Genomic DNA, 17,441 nt, shown 5'->3' on the forward strand with positions numbered 1-17,441 from the left:
TGTACCCTTATAAACCAAAACTAAATTATGAGTCACAACATCAAACCGGGAGTTGCTACAGGAGACGAAGTACAAGCAATTTTTGAATATGCGAAACAAAAAGGTTTTGCATTACCTGCAGTTAATGTAATCGGTTCTAATACAATTAACGCTGTTTTAGAAACCGCTGCAGAATTAAACTCTCCTGTAATTATTCAATTCTCTAATGGAGGGGCGCAATTCAACGCAGGAAAAGGATTATCTAATGCCGATCAAAAAGCTGCAATAGCTGGAGCTACCGCAGGTGCAAGGCATGTACATTTAATGGCCGAAGCTTATGGAGTACCTGTAATTTTGCATACTGACCACTGTGCAAAAAAATTACTTCCTTGGATCGACGGATTACTTGACGCAGGAGAAGCTTTTTTCAAAGAAACAGGAAAACCACTTTATAGTTCTCACATGATTGATTTATCAGAAGAACCAATCGAAGAGAATATTGAAATTTGTAAGGAATATTTGGCTCGTATGAGTAAAATGGGCATGACTTTAGAAATTGAATTGGGAATTACCGGAGGTGAGGAAGACGGAGTTGACAACAGTGATGTTGATGATTCTAAGCTTTACACTCAACCAGAAGAAGTTGCATATGCTTATGAAGAATTAAGCAAAGTAAGTGATAAATTCACTGTAGCTGCTGCTTTTGGTAATGTTCACGGAGTATATAAACCTGGAAATGTAAAACTAACACCAAAAATTCTTAAAAACTCTCAAGAATTTATTTCCGAAAAATATAATGTCGAGCCTAACCACATCGATTTTGTATTTCATGGAGGAAGTGGATCTACTCTTGAAGAAATCAGAGAAGCTATTGGATATGGTGTAATCAAAATGAATATAGATACAGATCTTCAGTTTGCCTTTAATGAAGGAATTCGTGATTATATGACAAGTAAAGTTGAATATCTAAAGACACAAATAGGTAACCCTGACGGAGCAGAAGAACCTAATAAAAAATACTATGATCCTAGAAAATGGTTACGAGAAGGAGAAATTACCTTTAAGAACCGTCTTAAAAAGGCTTTCGAGGATTTAAACAATGTAAATACATTGTAGTACTACTAAAAAACCAAAGCTGAAACTTATTTAAATAAGTTTCAGCTTTTTTTAATACAATAATTTATGGCTTGGTTTAAGAGAACACAAAAAGGTATACAAACAGCTACCGAAGACAAAAAAGACGTACCAAAAGGACTTTGGTATAAGTCTCCTACAGGAAAAATTGTTGACGCAGAGCAACTTGAGAAAAATTTCTATGTAAGCCCAGAAGATGGGTATCATGTAAGAATAGGGAGTAAAGAATACTTTGAAATTCTATTTGATGATAACAAATACAAAGAATTAGACAAAAGTGTTACCTCAAAAGACCCTCTTAAATTCGAAGACAAGAAGAAATACGTTGATCGTCTTAAAGACGCACAAGAAAAAACAAAATTAAAAGACGCAGTTAGAACAGCGGTAGGTAAATCCAACGGAAATGACATTGTTATTGCTTGTATGGATTTTGCATTTATAGGAGGTTCTATGGGAAGCGTCGTAGGTGAAAAAATTTCTAGAGCTGCTGATTATGCTTTAAAAAACAAAATTCCATTTATGATTATCTCTAAATCGGGAGGTGCTCGTATGATGGAAGCAGCATTATCTTTAATGCAATTGGCCAAAACATCGGCAAAACTAGCTCAATTAGCAGATGCAGGGATACCTTATATATCTTTATGTACTGATCCAACTACAGGAGGTACTACTGCTTCTTTTGCGATGTTAGGAGATATCAATATTGCAGAACCAGGAGCATTAATTGGATTTGCTGGACCTCGTGTAGTAAGAGATACTACAGGAAAAGAACTTCCTGATGGTTTCCAGACTTCAGAATTCTTAAAAGAACACGGATTCCTTGACTTTATTACCCCTAGACAAGAATTAAAACAACGAATAAATCTATATTTAAATTTAATTTTGAATAGACCGTTAGCGAATTAGTCTATATCGACATAAAAATGAACTCACCCGGCTTTATGTCGGGTTTTTTATTATCAAAAAACAAACTTAAATCTCATATCTTTTTCAAAAACAGTCATTTACCTTAAAAAAAAGGGATATTCCCCTCTTACAAACATTATTCTTATCTAATATTTTTGTTTTATAAAGCATATAGATCAATAGACTACTAAAAATTGATTTATTCATATTCAGATTTCCCCTACTCGATAAACACCACACCCCTTTTAAAAGATTATACACAGCTTAAAAGCATAAAATCATGAAAAGAAACACTCTTATCACAAAACCTAATTCACTTTCCCCAAAATCACCATTCCAAAACTATAGAAAATCAGAACTATCCAAAACATTGATTCCAAAACCTGAAATTTTTATATCTAAAAATCAGAACGAAAATACTTTTAAAAATTTATTAGCAGATCTTCAAAGTATAGGAATCTCTAACATTTCATTTTTTAACTTATTATCTAATTACGAACTAAATAGTATTTCAGAAATAATCAGTTATCTACATTTAATAGTTAATCGCGAAGATTATCACCCAGAAAACCTATTGTTCCATCAAAGATTACTGAGTATTATCCCTCCCAAACACTATAAAGCATTATCAAAACTGTTGCAGGAGAATTATCATAGTATTGCTTTTTCAGAAGAAACTATAAATTTTATCGAAGATGAAAAAATAGTAAAAATAATTGATGAAATTTTGTTTCAATACATGGGTTTACTATACAGCAAAACCGAACTTCATCCAACCAATACAAACCTTAACCTCAGGAGTAAGATTAGGCTATTAGAATCTATAAATACACTTTTGTCCGAAGATCTCAATATTATGCTTTACTTTCAGATGATAAGCACTTATGGCGGTCTTCAAGCCTACTATCAGAATAACAAAATCACCAGTGAAATTTTAAGAAAGATATCTCATAAAGGTTTTGATACAGATTATATAATTTTTAACTCTTCACAGATTCATAGTATCGGTCCCAGTAAACTAGAAAAGCAAACGGAGTGGGATGAAAGATTGCTTCAGATCATTAAAAAAATATTAGGTAGTAAAGATGAAAAACCAGAAGTTGACATCAAACAGAATAGAAATAAATTATTCAATATAATTAAAGAACATTATACCTTACTAAAAAACAAAAAGGATAAAGTTGCTGCTTTGGAGATTATTAATCTAATTTCTCCTGCCCTGGATAAAGGTCATTCCATTCTAAAAAAACAAAATAAATTAGATGAAGAAGTAAAAATAGATAATCTTAAATTAGAATTGGACTACATTAAAGATATCCTACAAAATTACGAAGGTAAATTACCTAAACCCAGAAAACTATACGCAGTCAGAAGTTCTAAAAATATTCCTGAATTACTGTTTGATAACAAGAGATTATCATGCTGTATATTTAAACCGACAGGACTCTTTCATGGAGAAATAACAAGATTAACTCTTAATCCAACGACACCGATTATCGAATTTTGGTTGGAACCTTATCAGGAATTTCTCGGAATAGCAACATTATACTTAGGTGTAAATCGATTAGGGCAAAAAACTATTTTGGTAGATACAGTAGAATATGACAATCGTCTTCTTGAGTTAAGAGGAAATAACGGAACGATGAAATTCATTTTAAATTCAATCCTAATGGATGCGCATCAGGCAGGATCCAAAAAAGTGGTCATCTTTGCTGCTCCTTATGGAAAACCAATAAACTTTGTAAATTATGTAAAAAAGTTTAGCGAGAAACAAGCTAGTATTTCTTTTCATGAAGCATATTATTTTGAATCTGTAGATCCTGACAACACTGCACTTCATTCTTCATCAAATTCAAAACATCATTATACTGTTGCTCTTGGGTACAACAAACCTTTAAAAGGTGTAATTGACTATGGGTTCACTCAAGTGGGCGCAAATAAAGTTGAAAAATTAGTTGATGGTAATAAAGGAGTATTCGAAATTGATGTAGAAGAATATATAAAAGAGAATAAATTGATATCGCAAATTCATAAAAAGGAAAAAACAAGCTTTTCTACTCCAAAAATGTTAATCGATCGCCAACCTGATTATCATGAAACAACTATAAATGAAAGAAAAGAGAAAGTGATTGACAAATTTACAAAGAAACTAAGTGAAAAGCTTTCTAATCCCAAAATTGAAATTACTAACAAAGCATTTAGCGATGAATTGATAGAAGAATTGTTATCTATTGAAAAGGATTCTTTTTCTAACGAATTAAGATATTCTACTGATGATATCAAAAAAAGACTACAGCAAAAAGCTTCTCAGATAATAATGATATATGAAAACAAAACACCTGTTGGATTTATTTTATCTTATGTAAGCCCTAACTTATCAAATGAGATTATTTATCTCGATACTATTGGTATCATTTCTGAAAAACAAAATCTGGGATTAGGACAAATAATGTTACAATTATATTCTAAAATTTCACTTTTTGATGGTTTTTCTCAAATATATGTTCTTACTGAAAAAGGTGAAAAATCAGAAAGCCTAATCAAATTTTATAAAAGGAATGGATTTGAATTAATTTCTAATCAATTTAAATCAATCAGCAATCTTTTGATAAAGCAACTAACATTAAAAATAAAAGAAAATATTGAAGATTTTGAGGTATTAAAAGCTGAATTAGTAACAACTTTAAAAAAAATCATTCCTTCTCCAGAAGTAGAAATTTTATTTGATCTAGATCACAATGCTCTTCAGGTCATTATTGACCTTGAAAAAGAATTTGATATCGATTTAAGGTATAACAGAGAAGAATTAAAAGAAAGATCCAATTATAAAGACACCTTCCTGGCGATTATAAAAGATGATGGAATCCCAATAGCCTCTAGCTTATGCTATTATGATCCTTCTTTATTAGATCATACGATATTTTTTGATACCATGTGTATAAGACAAAAGTATCAATCAAAAGGAATAGGAAAACTGATCGTTAAAAGCATGCTAGATATATCAAAATTATCAAAATATTCTCAAGCATTATTTTATTGTAAAAATGTTAGCAAAGAAGGTATCAATCTTATTGAATTTTATAAAAAACTTGGTGCAAGAATAGTAGAAGTTTTGGAAGACAAAACCAAAATGATTTTTCAAGTCAAATAACGTTTCTTCCTATATCTATAGTAAATAGATAAACTAAAATCTATTAACTAAATAAAAGCAAATAAAAAACACCTATTTGACTATAGGTGTTTTTCTAAGTATGCTTGTAACTGATTTAGCTCATAACCTAATTTCATATTCTTCTCCATCAGAACTTGTAAACATTGCCAGATTATCACACAATCCGTCTCCATAATTTAATGAACCACTATAATTTGTTCTTACCATGTCTACAACTCCACTAACCAGGAATCTACAACCAGCTTCACGACGTAATGGAGTCTTAATGGTTGTACTATGCATGTTTCCGTTTTTAAAATTAGTTGACCACTCTCCTGTAATTAAGAAAACATTATCTCCCCAATTTCCATTAAAAGAACCTTCAATCCATTCTCGGGTTTTGGTTCCTGTTCTAGATGCCTCTGTACCATCTGCAAAAGTAACTACCAGATCCATATTCATAATATATTGAGGATTACCATTATCATTGGCCTTTTGTCTTGTAACCGTTCTAGATCCAGAAAACTGAATATCATTTACAAAGAAGTCTTCAAGAGTATAATTAATGACTAATGTCATCGCATCGACATTCCTAGTATAAGACATATGTACTTTTCCTTTTAAAATATATCCACTACGCACTTCACACCCTTCGGTTCCAAAATCTACGATCACTTCTTTTGAAGTGCCTGTTATCTCAATGGTTACCATAGCACATTCTGGCAAAAAAGGATGAATAGGACTTTTAACAATACTCTCTTCATGTTCATATGTTTGTAAAAATATATCACTTATTACCTCTGTAGTATTATCTACTTTGGCATTAAGTTCTGTCTCTTCTACATTGAAAGATTGTAAAGTTTGATTTTCTGATTCATCTTTGTCACAATTAACTAAAAACATAGAAAAAAAGACAATTACACTGAATCTAATTAAGTTACTTTTCATAATATTTAATTTTAACGTTACTAGAATTAAGACCTGAAATCTGTCAAAACGTTTAATTTCAATATGTTTTTTACTATAAAATGTATTTCTAATACAAAAAATATTATATTTGCACGCTGATAGCAAAGCGCTATCGATACATAAAAATCATTTAAATAATATTGGAATGTATTTAACGAAAGAAGTTAAAGAAGAGATTTTTGCAAAACACGGTAAAGGAAAGAATGACAGTGGTTCTGCAGAAGGTCAAATTGCATTGTTTACTCACAGAATTACTCACCTTACAGAGCACTTAAAAAAGAATCGTAAAGATTTTAATACTGAGCGTTCTTTGGTAAAACTGGTAGGTAAACGTAGAGATCTACTTGATTATCTTAAGAAGAAAGATATTATGAGATATCGTGCAATTATTAAAGAATTAGATTTAAGAAAATAATTGAAAAAAAAGAGAGGCTACGTGCCTCTTTTTTTATATTTATAAATTAAAAACATTCATTACCAAAAGTTTTGAATGCATGCCTTAGTTTTTCATTGGTCGCGCAATTACTACAACAACAACACAACCTTGTCCGTCCGAGTAAGACGGAAACCAATGTTTAATGAAACGTATTGTCATAATAGTATTAGATAAGACAGATACGTTAGAATCAAAAAAATTATGATTCCAAAAGTTTATAGAGAGGTCATTGACCTTGGTGACGGTAGAGAGATTTCTATCGAAACCGGAAAATTAGCAAAACAGGCTCATGGTTCTGTTGTTGTGCAATCCGGCAATTGTATGTTATTATGTACAGTTGTTTCAAATTACAAACAAAGTGATGTAGACTTCCTTCCTTTAACTGTAGATTATCGTGAGAAATTTGCTGCAGCAGGACGATATCCTGGTGGTTTTTTCAAAAGAGAAGCAAGACCAAGTGATGGTGAAGTATTAACAATGAGATTAGTTGATCGAGTACTACGTCCTCTTTTTCCAAAAGACTATCATGCCGAGACGCAAGTAATGATCCAGTTAATGTCGCATGATGAAAATGTTATGCCAGATGCTATGGCTGGATTAGCAGCTTCAGCGGCAATACAATTATCTGATTTTCCATTTGAGTGTGCTATCTCAGAAGCACGTGTAGGTCGTATCAATGGAGAATTCATCATCAATCCAACCAGAGCTCAGCTAGAAGAATCAGACATTGATATGATGATCGGTGCTTCTGCAGATTCTGTTATGATGGTAGAAGGAGAAATGGATGAGATTTCTGAAGAAGAAATGGTGGAGGCCATAAAATTTGCTCACGAAGCTATCAAAGTACAATGTGCTGCTCAACTTAAATTAGCAGAAGCCTTTGGAAAAAAAGAAATTAGAGAATATGATCCAGAAAGAGAAGATGAAGATCTAGCTAAGAAAATTCATGATATGGCATATGATAAAGTATATGCTGTAGCAAAAGCAGGATCTTCTAAAAAAGAACGAGGCTTAGCTTTTTCTGAAATAAAAGAAGAAATAATAGCTACATTTTCTGAAGAAGAATTAGAAGATTTGGGAGATTTAGTTTCAAAATACTACGGCAAAGCTTCAAAAGCTGCCATTCGTGATTTAACTCTTAACGAAGGATTACGTCTAGATGGTCGTAAAACGGATGAGATCAGACCTATCTGGTGTGAAGTTGACTATTTACCTTCAACTCATGGTTCTTCCATCTTTACAAGAGGAGAAACTCAAGCATTAGCAACGGTAACTTTAGGAACCTCCAGAGAAGCAAATCAAATTGATATGCCCTCTTATGAAGGAGAAGAAACTTTTTACCTGCATTATAACTTCCCTCCTTTTTCTACCGGAGAAGCACGACCTATTCGAGGAACTTCTCGTAGAGAGGTAGGACATGGTAATTTGGCTCAACGCGCATTAAAGGGAATGATTCCTGAAGATTGTCCATATACTGTTCGTGTGGTATCAGAGGTATTAGAATCTAACGGTTCTTCTTCTATGGCTACTGTTTGTTCTGGTACTATGGCATTAATGGATGCTGGTGTGCAATTAAAAAAACCAGTTTCTGGTATCGCAATGGGGTTAATTTCTGATAGTGAAACAGGAAACTATGCTGTTTTATCTGATATCTTAGGTGATGAAGATCATTTAGGAGATATGGACTTTAAAGTTACTGGTACTGCTGATGGTATTACTGCCTGTCAGATGGATATCAAGGTAAAAGGTCTTTCTTATGAGATTCTGGTAAATGCATTAAAGCAAGCTGCTGATGGTCGTTTACATATACTTGGAAAACTTACTGATACTATTGCTGCTCCAAATGCTGATGTAAAAGCTCATGCTCCAAAAATGGTAACCAAAACTATTCCAGGAGAATACATTGGTGCTTTAATCGGACCTGGTGGAAAAGTAATTCAGGAATTACAAAAAGAAACAGGTACTACTATTGTGATCAATGAAGATCCTGTTACCGAAGAAGGGAATGTAGAAATTCTTGGAACTAACCAAGAAGGAATTGATGCTGTATTAGCAAAAATAGATTCTATTACGTTCAAGCCTGCCGTTGGTAGTGTATATGAAGTGAAAGTAATCAAAATGTTAGATTTTGGTGCTGTAGTGGAGTATATGGAAGCTCCAGGTAACGAAGTACTTCTTCATGTTTCGGAGTTAGCTTGGGAACGTACAGAAAATGTTAGCGATGTTGTAAACATGGGTGACGTTTTTGATGTGAAATATTTCGGAATTGATTCTAGAACACGAAAGGAAAAGGTTTCTAGAAAAGCTTTATTACCTAGACCTCCTAGACCAGAAGGTGGTGATAGAAAAAAGGATGACAGAAGACCTCCTCGTAGAGATAAAAAAGAAAATTAATTTTCTTTTATTATGATCATAAAAAAGAGTCCTTAAAAATTTTTAAGGACTCTTTTTTATTGATTAAACTATTTCTTTTATGCTTTTCCTAATTGCCGTAGATGCAATAAATGAGACCTAATTCCGCCCAAATATGATGTTTGGTTCGGAATTATATTATTATTGATCAAAACCTTATATAATATTTTATTTACTTCTGGATAATAGACATGATGAATATGTGGAAAAAGATGATGAGCAATATGATTATTAAAACCTCCAAAAATAAAATTAGCTATTTTACTAAAAGGATAAAAATCATTAGAACTCTGTATTTGATTCATTAACCATGAAATTTTTATAAAGCCATTGGCACTAGTTTTAGGATAAACCACTCCTTCGATATGATGCGTCATAAAAAATGTAAAGAGTAAAAAGATTGATTGTATTAAATGCATTAAGACAAACCCAATCAATACTATACCCCAATTTTGATTACTCAATACTATTGGTAAAACAATTAAATATGATACATAAACCATTTTCTGCATCCAAAAAGATATCATATAGCGAAGAGTTTTAGTTTTCCCAGGCAATTTTCTAGTAAAAAAGACCTTAAAATCTTTTACAAATACCCAAAACAAAGAATACGTAGTATACAAAAAGGGTGCATACCAATGCTGAAATCGATGATGTTTTTTCAATCTACTTTCTGGAACTACTCTTATTAAATCTGTTATCTCCAGATCAGTATCATCCCCTTCTACATTTGGTGCATGATGATGTGATGTTACATGTCTATCTTTCCAAGCCTCTGCATGAGCCCCTACTATTGTGTACAAAATAATGAAACAGTAATGATTTGCTTTCTTATTTTTAAAAATTGTATTATGTGAAAAATCATGTGCAAAATTAAACGCAAATAACAATGATATTATCCCATACAATACAAAACACCCCATAAACAAAAACGTATTTGTAATCATATAAAGAGAAACATAAGTAATTATCGTTAATATCAAATAAACAAAGCATTTAAAGATTAGTATTCTATTAAATCGTTTCGGACAAAAAGATAGCTTTTGATTTATTTCTACCTGAATTGTTTTCAACAAATCAGCATGTAATTGATTATAAATATGTTTAGATTTCATAAGCCATAGGTTTAAATTCTGTTTGTTCTCCCATTTTCTTTAAGAATCTAAAATGTGATTTTAATGCTTCGAGATATGACATTTCCATATAAATAATACCATGTTTTTTTGCTAATTTTCTAAAAATGGGTAGTAATTTAATATAGTGTACGTGACAAACATTGGGTAAAAGATGATGTAATGCATGTGCATTAAACCCACCCAAAACCCAGTTCAAAAAAGAGCTATCTACATTATAATCAACCGATGTGCACATTTGTAATTTTGGCCAACTCATTGCTAGCCTTCCTTCTACATCAGTTTCTGGATGTTCTACATAGTCAGACAAATGAGAAACCGCCAATACTGCTGTAAAAATTATAGAAACTAAAAAATGATTAAAAAGAAATGCTAATAAAATAAAGCGCCAATCAAATGGCAACAATAGACATGGTAACACGACCATATAAGAGAGGTAACATACCTTAAAAAAAATAAGTTTAACAATCTCCCATTTCGGAATTGAAATTTTAATAGTTCTGCTAGAGCGATTAAAAATCATTAAAAACTCTCTAAACAAAAACCAATTTAATGAATACAATAGATATAAAAATGGAGTGTATAGATGCTGAAACTTATGATACCACTTTAAATCCTGACTCGTAGTCATTCTCACTAAGGGGTTATGAATTACATCTATATCACTTCCTTCTATATTAGTATACAAATGATGTGATTCATTATGGTTCTTACCCCACACATAAGCATTGTTTCCTTGTAAATTAAAACTTAATTGGAATAATAATTTATTCCAAAATTTACTTTTGACAGCTACTCCATGTGCAGCATCATGCGAGACATTAAATGCCGTTAACAAAACAGATATTCCTAAGAGAATATATAAAACAAAAAATATCCAAACACTGGACGAAGTAATCATCAAAGAATAAAACAGCATCACAAGCCCAAAATACATTATTATCTTAAACATCATCTTTTGGTTTCCTGTTTTATTGATCTTGTTTTCTTCAAAATAATTCTTAATACTTTCATTTAATTCTTTATAGAATAAAGAACCTTCATCCTTAGAAAATTTTATTTTTTTCATAATTATTCATTTTTAAAATTCGACAGAAAAGAGTGTGCATACAGTAATAAGACTCTTACTGTTTACAAATACATTATTGATAATTAATTAAGTAATAACTATTACTTCAAAGGGATTACTTTTTGTTATGTGATGTACTGTCCTTAAAAATTCCAATTTTCACACTCCCGGTTTTAGACAAAAAAACTAACAATTGCTCTCTAGTAGAATGCACATTTATTTTTTGTGTTCGCCAATGTTTTATAAACGAGACTATAGTCGTCAATGGATTGGAGACACATACATCAAAAACTCCATCTCTCAAGGATCCTTTAATATACTTGGTAGTTTTTTGAACTCCAGATTTCATTAAACTCACTTTTAATGTTTTTTTATTTAATAATTTGATACGGGTAAACGAATCTCCTTTTTCAGGAATAAGCCCAACCAAATTTCCTGTAAGCACATAAAATGCTTCAAACTTATAATCCCCTTCTATACTCAGATTGCTTGTGATTTTCATAACTAAGATTCCTTAATTTTTGTTTTTTTCTTCGAAAACTGCCAATTAATAAAAGGTAAGGAACGTTTTTCGTTTTTGTTCCATAGCCCTATTTGAATTCCTCTATGGTTTGTACTTTTGTTAAAAAGTCCTATTTGAAGTCCGACTCCTTTTACTTCAATATCATTTATAGCCCCTATTTGCACTCCTGTATAGTAATAGGTTTGATTTCCCAAAACAGAGGCAGAGATTCCAAAACCTTCATACATTTCATTTCCATAAATGGATAAAGATATTCCTCGTTGTTCTTCTATAGAGTTTCCTATTCCAGCAAAGGCAATTCCATTTACTCTTTGTAAATATTGTCCCATCAAAGCTCCAGAGATGCCATCAACAGCTATATCCCCTATACTGCCTCCAGAAATATTAATCCCATATACATGATCTGTTAGTGATTTCATATCTGCTCCTCCAGAAATAAGGGTTGATGGTGCCATAAAATAGAACACTCCTAATCCGGGAGCTTCTAGTCTAACACCATAAGATCTGGTCAAAGTTGTATTATTTTCATTAAGAAAATCCTTAGGAACAACTCCCAACGATAATCCAATAATATCACTATTACTACTATGAAAGGTCCATGCTGGAAAATATGTTTTTCTATTCTGACCAACTACAGATATCGAAATCAACAATACAATGATTATTAAAATTCTATTTTTCATTCTTTTTGTTTTTAAAATTCAACAAGTCAAAATTATTGTGATAAAAACAATTAAGAAGATATAAATCGCGAATGTGAAATTATTTTTTTGCGAAAATCACAAAAATTAGTTTATTTTTGATACACTGCCCATTATGATTAGCTAAATAACCAATTGATGATACAAGAAAACTTTTTAGAACTTATTAAAAAACAGATCGATCCTAAAACCTCTTTGATTGATGAAGTAGCTACCGCATTAGATATAAGCTATGATGCTGCACACAGAAGAACTAACAAGAAAAGTAAATTATCATTAGAGGAAGCTGTATCCTTAGCCAAATACTTTAGTCTTTCTATTGATCAATTATTTTCTAATGAAGACGAACATATTGTAGCTGTAAAAAAAACAGCACCTATAACTGACATGGAGAGTTTACTGGTATATTATGAAAACTCTTATAAATCATTATCTCCCTTGGTTAATAATCCAAATGTAGAAATGATATATTCAGCAAAGGATTTACCAATTTTCTACACCTCAGATGATAGTTTATTGTCAAAATTTAAAATGTATGTGTGGCTAAAAATTCTGGATTCAGGAATTAACGATGTTAAATTTACTTCTTTTAATCCACCACTGTCTATTCTAGAAGCAGCAAAACGTCTTGGAAACATCTATAACAATCTTAACTCTATAGAAATATGGGATATCACCACAATAAATAGCACCTTAAAACAGATACATTTCTATTTTGAAGCCAATTCTCTTTCTTCTGATGATGCCTTAGAAATATGCAATGATCTTCAGAAGTTGATTGATTCGATTGCCAAAAAAGTGATTTCACAAAAAGATACTTTTAAGTTTTATTATAATGAATTATTACTGATGAATAATACGGTTTTAGTAAAAACCCCTTCAGAAAGGTCCTTATATGTCCCTTTCACCATTCTTTCATATTACAGAACTAATGATGTAATCACGTGTGATCAGGCAGAAGAGTTTATAAAAACCCAGATAGAAGGTTCCAAATTATTAAGTACTGCCGGAGAAAAAGAAAGAAATCTCTTTTTTAATAAAGTCCAAAAAAAGATTAATGCGCTACGATCACTAATTGAAGCTCATGATGTACTTGATTTTGAGTAATCTCAGCGCAAATCTAGTCTTATTTCGGCATATTAAAGTTATTATTCTAAAGACTTATCGTCTTGCGGCATAAGCATTTTACATACTATCAGAGCAAATTATTACAAGAATCATTTTATAAGGTCACGCAACCTTTTGGCACTTGTTAGTCTATACAACATAGATCCAAAATAGTTTGATTATGATAAAGTTTAAATTTTTTTTAATACTGGTTTTATTAACCATAACCTCATTAGCCACGATAATTTCTTGTACTAATGAAACCTTTGATTTATTCCCTGATAATATTCAGAAAATTGATACAGAATCAGCATTATTTAATTCATTAAAAAGCATATCTCAAAATGAGAATGATGTTGCCGAACCTATTTGTGTCACTTTTATATATCCTTTTAATGTATACTTATTTAATGATGATTCAGAAATTGAAGATAGCCGGATAGTAAATAACAATTTGGAATTTGTAGAACTTCTTGGAAATGTTGAAAATGACACAGGAGGCATAGGATTAAGTTATCCTATTACTACCATTCTAGCCGATGGTAGCACATTTAGTATACACAACAATGAAGAATTAAAAGAAACTATAGAAAAGTGTATCGAATCAGAAATCATCAATTATTGTAATAGAGTATTAGAAGAGAAAAATTGTGTTTGGAAAATAACATCATTGACAGAAAACTCCAGGTATAATAGTTCTCTACTAGATTTTTATGAAGATGGTACCGGAATTTTTTATGATAACGGAAATGCCTATAGAACTTCTTGGATATCATTAATTTTAGAAGAAGAATTACATGTCAACATTCATCTTGAAGGAGATTCTGAAGTTTCAGAAGATTGGAATTTTGATTGGAAAGCAATAATAATAGAAGAAGATACTATAGAACTATCCAATGGAGATAAAAAATACAGGATTAAGAAAGAATGTGACGTAGATAATGCTTGTGATTATGTTGAATTTAGAGAATGTGAAATACCCAACTCAGAGCATACTGCAGCATTTGTTTTTGATAATTATACAGATTGTATTCTTTCATTCCAGGAAAACACTACTGCTGTACTTTCATTATCATTTTATGAGACTCAGGAACAAGCAGAACAAGAAATAAATAGATTAGACTCCTCTTCTTATCTCAATACCACTAATCCACAAATAGTTTTTGTTAACGTTAAAAACGAAGACACCACAGAATCAAAAATCATTAGAATTGTATTATTTGCTGAAGCCTGCAATAGTCATGAAGAGAACTAATCTATTTTGTTCAGTATCCTTACCTCTTTCTGGGGTAAGGTTACTTTTTTAATTGTAGTTATTTTTCATATGAATTGATTATAAATAAAAAAAAAAATAATTAACGCAACCTTTTAAAACAATACAGTCTAAAAGAATGAACATGATGATTAATGTATTATTTTTAAATACCACATGCTTAGCATTAAAAATTTAAACGCTTTTTATGAATCATATAGAGTTCAAATACAGATAATGGTCTTTATAAAGCTTAAAACCAATTGGACACAAGAAAATTAATTAAGAAGTGCCAAAGAAATAACCGCAAAGCGCAGAGTGAATTGTTTCATCTATATAAGGATATACTTTTTGCCCTGAGTCTAAAGTATTGTAAAAATTATAGCGAAGCAGAAGATAATTTACAGGATTCATTTATCACCATTTTTAAAAAAATAAATCAATATAATTTCAAGGGATCTTTTGAAGGTTGGATGAAAAGAATAACCATCAATAAAGCCATTGACAAATATAAAAAAGCACCTTTGTTAGATATAAGCATCGATGAAGAAAAAATTGCTGATACCAGAGTTGATCCTGAAACATTAAATTTTCCGTTAGATGAATTATTAGCATTTATACAAGAACTACCTGATAGATATAGATTGATTTTTAATCTATATGAACTAGATAATTATTCTCATAAAGAAATAGCCAATATGCTACATATTTCTGAAGGAACTTCTAAATCTAATTTACACAGGGCCAAAGTTATACTAAAGACCAAAATACTATCGAGTAATAATTGTTTAAAAAAAATTGCAATAAGTAATGGCTGACCCAAAAGACATAGGAAAAGCTTTTAAAGAAAAACTTAAAGGTTTTGATCAAGCCCGCAGTACATTGACGTGGGAAGATATAGAACCTAAGTTACCTAAAAAAAGAGAAAATACCCTTTCATACTGGGCAAAAGGTGTTGGCATATCTTTATTACTCCTTTTGTTAATTTTATCTACATCAGATACTTACCCTGATAGCAACACTTCCATTTTATCAAATAATTCGATTCAGCAAAATCATAGCACTATAGACCACTGTGAAGAAATCGATACGCAACAAAATAATCAAATTATTGTAAACAATATTGAAAACAAATCTATTGTATCTGCTTTAAAAGCATCAGAAGTAAATACTGATAATGCAATATTAAATATACTATCTCTACCATATAATACATCCAACTACAAACGCAATTCATCAACAAATACGAGCAATTCAAATTCTAAATTTAAAACTACTACTACAGTTCGTTCTACATTTAGAGATAAAAGCAATTCATCAAATACTACACAAAAAAACAATCTTTCATTAGGAAAAAAAGAGAATTCATATACTAATCCTAGTATAGATAAAAACAAAGAGTACCCTAAATATCAAATAAAATCAGAAAAATTAGGTGCAGAAATATCAAATTCAAAAAAATCATCAATTCATACTAGAGATAAGAACTTTACTGAAAATGAAGAAAGGTCTTTGGAAAATGATTCAATTCATAAAAAAGAAACTTTAATCACTATGCGTAAGCCAAAGGATACCTTAATATACATGAATCCTTTAAAGAAAAAACCATTTCAGAAGTTTAGTCTGGCATTACATGTTGCTCCAACATACTTAATTCCTTTAAGTGGATCTTTAATAAGTGATCGCTTATCAGAAAACAAAAACAATGGTAAAATAAGCCTTAATTACGGCATTGTTTTTAAGACATATTTTAATAAAAAAACTGCTTTAAGAATTGGATATAATAGATTAAAGTTAAGCAATACTATAAAAAACGTTCCTGCAACTCAATTATCTGCTGCATTACGTGATGCTGGAATATTCTTTTCTAGTAATGATACTATTCAAAATTCTGAAGATGTAGATTTGACCCAAAAAACAAAACTGCATGAACTTTCTATAGGAATGCAATATAGTATCATAGACAAAAAAATAAATACATCCCTAATTGGAGGGCTAAGCTTTCTGTTTTTTGACAAAAATAATATTACAATTAACACTGCATCAAATGATTTTAAGGTAGGGAGTAATGAAAATCTGCTTAAGACCAATTTTAGCATTCACATGGGGGCAAATTTCAGATATGAGCTTTCAAAAAAAATTATGTTTAATGTAGAGCCCCTTATCAACTATCAATTAAAAAATGCCAGTGAAAATTCTAATAGTTATAGTCCATTACATTTTACTATCCAAACTGGATTTTCTTATGAGTTTTGAAATAAATATTTTTTCAAGTTGTTTTTATTTTGATTACTTTTTTAGGTAAACCTATCTTCCTTCTATACTTAAATAAGGAACTTGTAAAAAGTATATATATTCAGGCTTAACTCAAATAAATTATTTTTTTTCTCTCAAGAAAATTTTTACTATTAAAAATAATTATTGCTTTCATAGTAATTCTATTTGAATTTGCCTTCATGCACTACCTCACAAAACATAATATACTGACTTTAAAAACGTTAAATCCTTTCTTACAATGTAAGAAAGAATATTAACTCTTAAAAAAACAAGAAAAAATTCTGTAATCTTTTCATTGAAAAAGCGACTAATATTTTGTTATAAATTGATAAATCATAAAATAAAATCAACCTTTTTGTAACATTTTTATAACATTATACGTATTATTAATA

At 30.7% G+C, this 17,441-nt stretch carries 14 protein-coding genes; 9 read left to right on the forward strand and 5 right to left on the reverse strand.

Annotation, left to right across the window (positions count from 1 at the left end):
• Positions 1–27 precede the first annotated feature (27 nt).
• From fbaA to DK442_RS25375, 3 genes are all read left to right on the forward strand, one after another.
• On the forward strand, positions 28–1,095 hold the full coding sequence (gene fbaA / locus DK442_RS25365; protein ID WP_109438718.1) for a class II fructose-bisphosphate aldolase: 1,068 nt from the start codon (positions 28–30) through the stop codon (positions 1,093–1,095).
• A gap of 66 nt (positions 1,096–1,161) precedes the next feature.
• Positions 1,162–2,019 (forward strand): acetyl-CoA carboxylase, carboxyltransferase subunit beta, encoded by an 858-nt coding sequence (gene accD / locus DK442_RS25370; protein WP_109438719.1) that lies wholly within the window; start codon positions 1,162–1,164, stop codon positions 2,017–2,019.
• A 280-nt stretch (positions 2,020–2,299) separates the two neighbouring features.
• A complete protein-coding gene (locus DK442_RS25375) occupies positions 2,300–5,170 on the forward strand; it encodes a GNAT family N-acetyltransferase (protein WP_109438720.1) in 2,871 nt (956 codons plus the stop codon).
• 120 nt (positions 5,171–5,290) lie between these two features.
• On the opposite strand, the gene DK442_RS25380 is transcribed toward DK442_RS25375, so the two are convergent.
• The gene (locus DK442_RS25380; RefSeq protein WP_160114357.1) at positions 5,291–6,118 is read right to left on the reverse strand and encodes a hypothetical protein; all 828 of its coding nucleotides are present in this window, start codon (positions 6,116–6,118) and stop codon (positions 5,291–5,293) included.
• Between the two features lie 166 nt (positions 6,119–6,284).
• On the opposite strand from DK442_RS25380, the gene rpsO reads away from it, so the two are divergent.
• Both rpsO and DK442_RS25390 read left to right on the forward strand, forming a co-directional pair.
• Positions 6,285–6,554: a 30S ribosomal protein S15 gene (rpsO, locus tag DK442_RS25385; protein ID WP_109438722.1), complete on the forward strand. Its 270-nt coding sequence runs from the start codon at positions 6,285–6,287 to the stop codon at positions 6,552–6,554.
• 222 nt (positions 6,555–6,776) lie between these two features.
• Positions 6,777–8,969, forward strand: a complete 2,193-nt coding sequence (locus DK442_RS25390; RefSeq protein ID WP_109438723.1) for a polyribonucleotide nucleotidyltransferase — start codon at positions 6,777–6,779, stop codon at positions 8,967–8,969.
• Between the two features lie 77 nt (positions 8,970–9,046).
• Here DK442_RS25390 and DK442_RS25395 read toward each other — a convergent pair whose 3' ends face one another.
• From DK442_RS25395 to DK442_RS25410, 4 genes are all read right to left on the reverse strand, one after another.
• A complete protein-coding gene (locus tag DK442_RS25395) occupies positions 9,047–10,102 on the reverse strand; it encodes a fatty acid desaturase (RefSeq protein WP_109438724.1) in 1,056 nt (351 codons plus the stop codon).
• Positions 10,092–11,189 (reverse strand): acyl-CoA desaturase, encoded by a 1,098-nt coding sequence (locus DK442_RS25400; RefSeq protein WP_109438725.1) that lies wholly within the window; start codon positions 11,187–11,189, stop codon positions 10,092–10,094. Before DK442_RS25400 ends, DK442_RS25395 begins: the two co-directional genes overlap by 11 nt.
• 115 nt (positions 11,190–11,304) lie before the next feature.
• Entirely contained in the window at positions 11,305–11,691 is a 387-nt protein-coding gene (locus tag DK442_RS25405) for a hypothetical protein (RefSeq protein ID WP_109438726.1), read from the reverse strand.
• Positions 11,692–11,693: 2 nt separating this feature from the next.
• A complete protein-coding gene (locus tag DK442_RS25410; protein WP_109438727.1) occupies positions 11,694–12,395 on the reverse strand; it encodes an LA_2272 family surface repeat-containing protein in 702 nt (233 codons plus the stop codon).
• Positions 12,396–12,551: 156 nt separating this feature from the next.
• Here DK442_RS25410 and DK442_RS25415 point away from each other — a divergent pair, with 156 nt between their 5' ends.
• The 4 genes from DK442_RS25415 to DK442_RS25430 all read left to right on the forward strand — a co-directional run bounded on the left by DK442_RS25415 (position 12,552) and on the right by DK442_RS25430 (position 17,028).
• On the forward strand, positions 12,552–13,520 hold the full coding sequence (locus DK442_RS25415) for a hypothetical protein (protein ID WP_109438728.1): 969 nt from the start codon (positions 12,552–12,554) through the stop codon (positions 13,518–13,520).
• Between the two features lie 181 nt (positions 13,521–13,701).
• The gene (locus DK442_RS25420) at positions 13,702–14,775 is read left to right on the forward strand and encodes a hypothetical protein (RefSeq protein WP_235011032.1); all 1,074 of its coding nucleotides are present in this window, start codon (positions 13,702–13,704) and stop codon (positions 14,773–14,775) included.
• 260 nt (positions 14,776–15,035) lie between these two features.
• The gene (locus DK442_RS25425) at positions 15,036–15,590 is read left to right on the forward strand and encodes an RNA polymerase sigma factor (protein WP_109438729.1); all 555 of its coding nucleotides are present in this window, start codon (positions 15,036–15,038) and stop codon (positions 15,588–15,590) included.
• Positions 15,583–17,028, forward strand: a complete 1,446-nt coding sequence (locus DK442_RS25430) for a hypothetical protein (protein WP_109438730.1) — start codon at positions 15,583–15,585, stop codon at positions 17,026–17,028. Before DK442_RS25425 ends, DK442_RS25430 begins: the two co-directional genes overlap by 8 nt.
• The last annotated feature ends 413 nt before the right edge of the window (positions 17,029–17,441 follow it).

The sequence above is a fragment of the Aquimarina sp. AU119 genome (genome assembly GCF_900312735.1).
Classification (GTDB): Bacteria; Bacteroidota; Bacteroidia; order Flavobacteriales; family Flavobacteriaceae; genus Aquimarina; species Aquimarina algiphila.

What these genes read in the sequence shown, in the direction of transcription:
- fbaA (WP_109438718.1), top strand. Translation starts at nt 28, where the DNA reads ATGAGTCACAACATCAAACCGGGAGTTGCTACAGGAGACGAAGTACAA.
- accD (WP_109438719.1), top strand. Translation starts at nt 1,162, where the DNA reads ATGGCTTGGTTTAAGAGAACACAAAAAGGTATACAAACAGCTACCGAA.
- DK442_RS25375 (WP_109438720.1), top strand. Translation starts at nt 2,300, where the DNA reads ATGAAAAGAAACACTCTTATCACAAAACCTAATTCACTTTCCCCAAAA.
- DK442_RS25380 (WP_160114357.1), bottom strand. Translation starts at nt 6,118, where the DNA reads ATGAAAAGTAACTTAATTAGATTCAGTGTAATTGTCTTTTTTTCTATG.
- rpsO (WP_109438722.1), top strand. Translation starts at nt 6,285, where the DNA reads ATGTATTTAACGAAAGAAGTTAAAGAAGAGATTTTTGCAAAACACGGT.
- DK442_RS25390 (WP_109438723.1), top strand. Translation starts at nt 6,777, where the DNA reads ATGATTCCAAAAGTTTATAGAGAGGTCATTGACCTTGGTGACGGTAGA.
- DK442_RS25395 (WP_109438724.1), bottom strand. Translation starts at nt 10,102, where the DNA reads ATGAAATCTAAACATATTTATAATCAATTACATGCTGATTTGTTGAAA.
- DK442_RS25400 (WP_109438725.1), bottom strand. Translation starts at nt 11,189, where the DNA reads ATGAAAAAAATAAAATTTTCTAAGGATGAAGGTTCTTTATTCTATAAA.
- DK442_RS25405 (WP_109438726.1), bottom strand. Translation starts at nt 11,691, where the DNA reads ATGAAAATCACAAGCAATCTGAGTATAGAAGGGGATTATAAGTTTGAA.
- DK442_RS25410 (WP_109438727.1), bottom strand. Translation starts at nt 12,395, where the DNA reads ATGAAAAATAGAATTTTAATAATCATTGTATTGTTGATTTCGATATCT.
- DK442_RS25415 (WP_109438728.1), top strand. Translation starts at nt 12,552, where the DNA reads ATGATACAAGAAAACTTTTTAGAACTTATTAAAAAACAGATCGATCCT.
- DK442_RS25420 (WP_235011032.1), top strand. Translation starts at nt 13,702, where the DNA reads ATGATAAAGTTTAAATTTTTTTTAATACTGGTTTTATTAACCATAACC.
- DK442_RS25430 (WP_109438730.1), top strand. Translation starts at nt 15,583, where the DNA reads ATGGCTGACCCAAAAGACATAGGAAAAGCTTTTAAAGAAAAACTTAAA.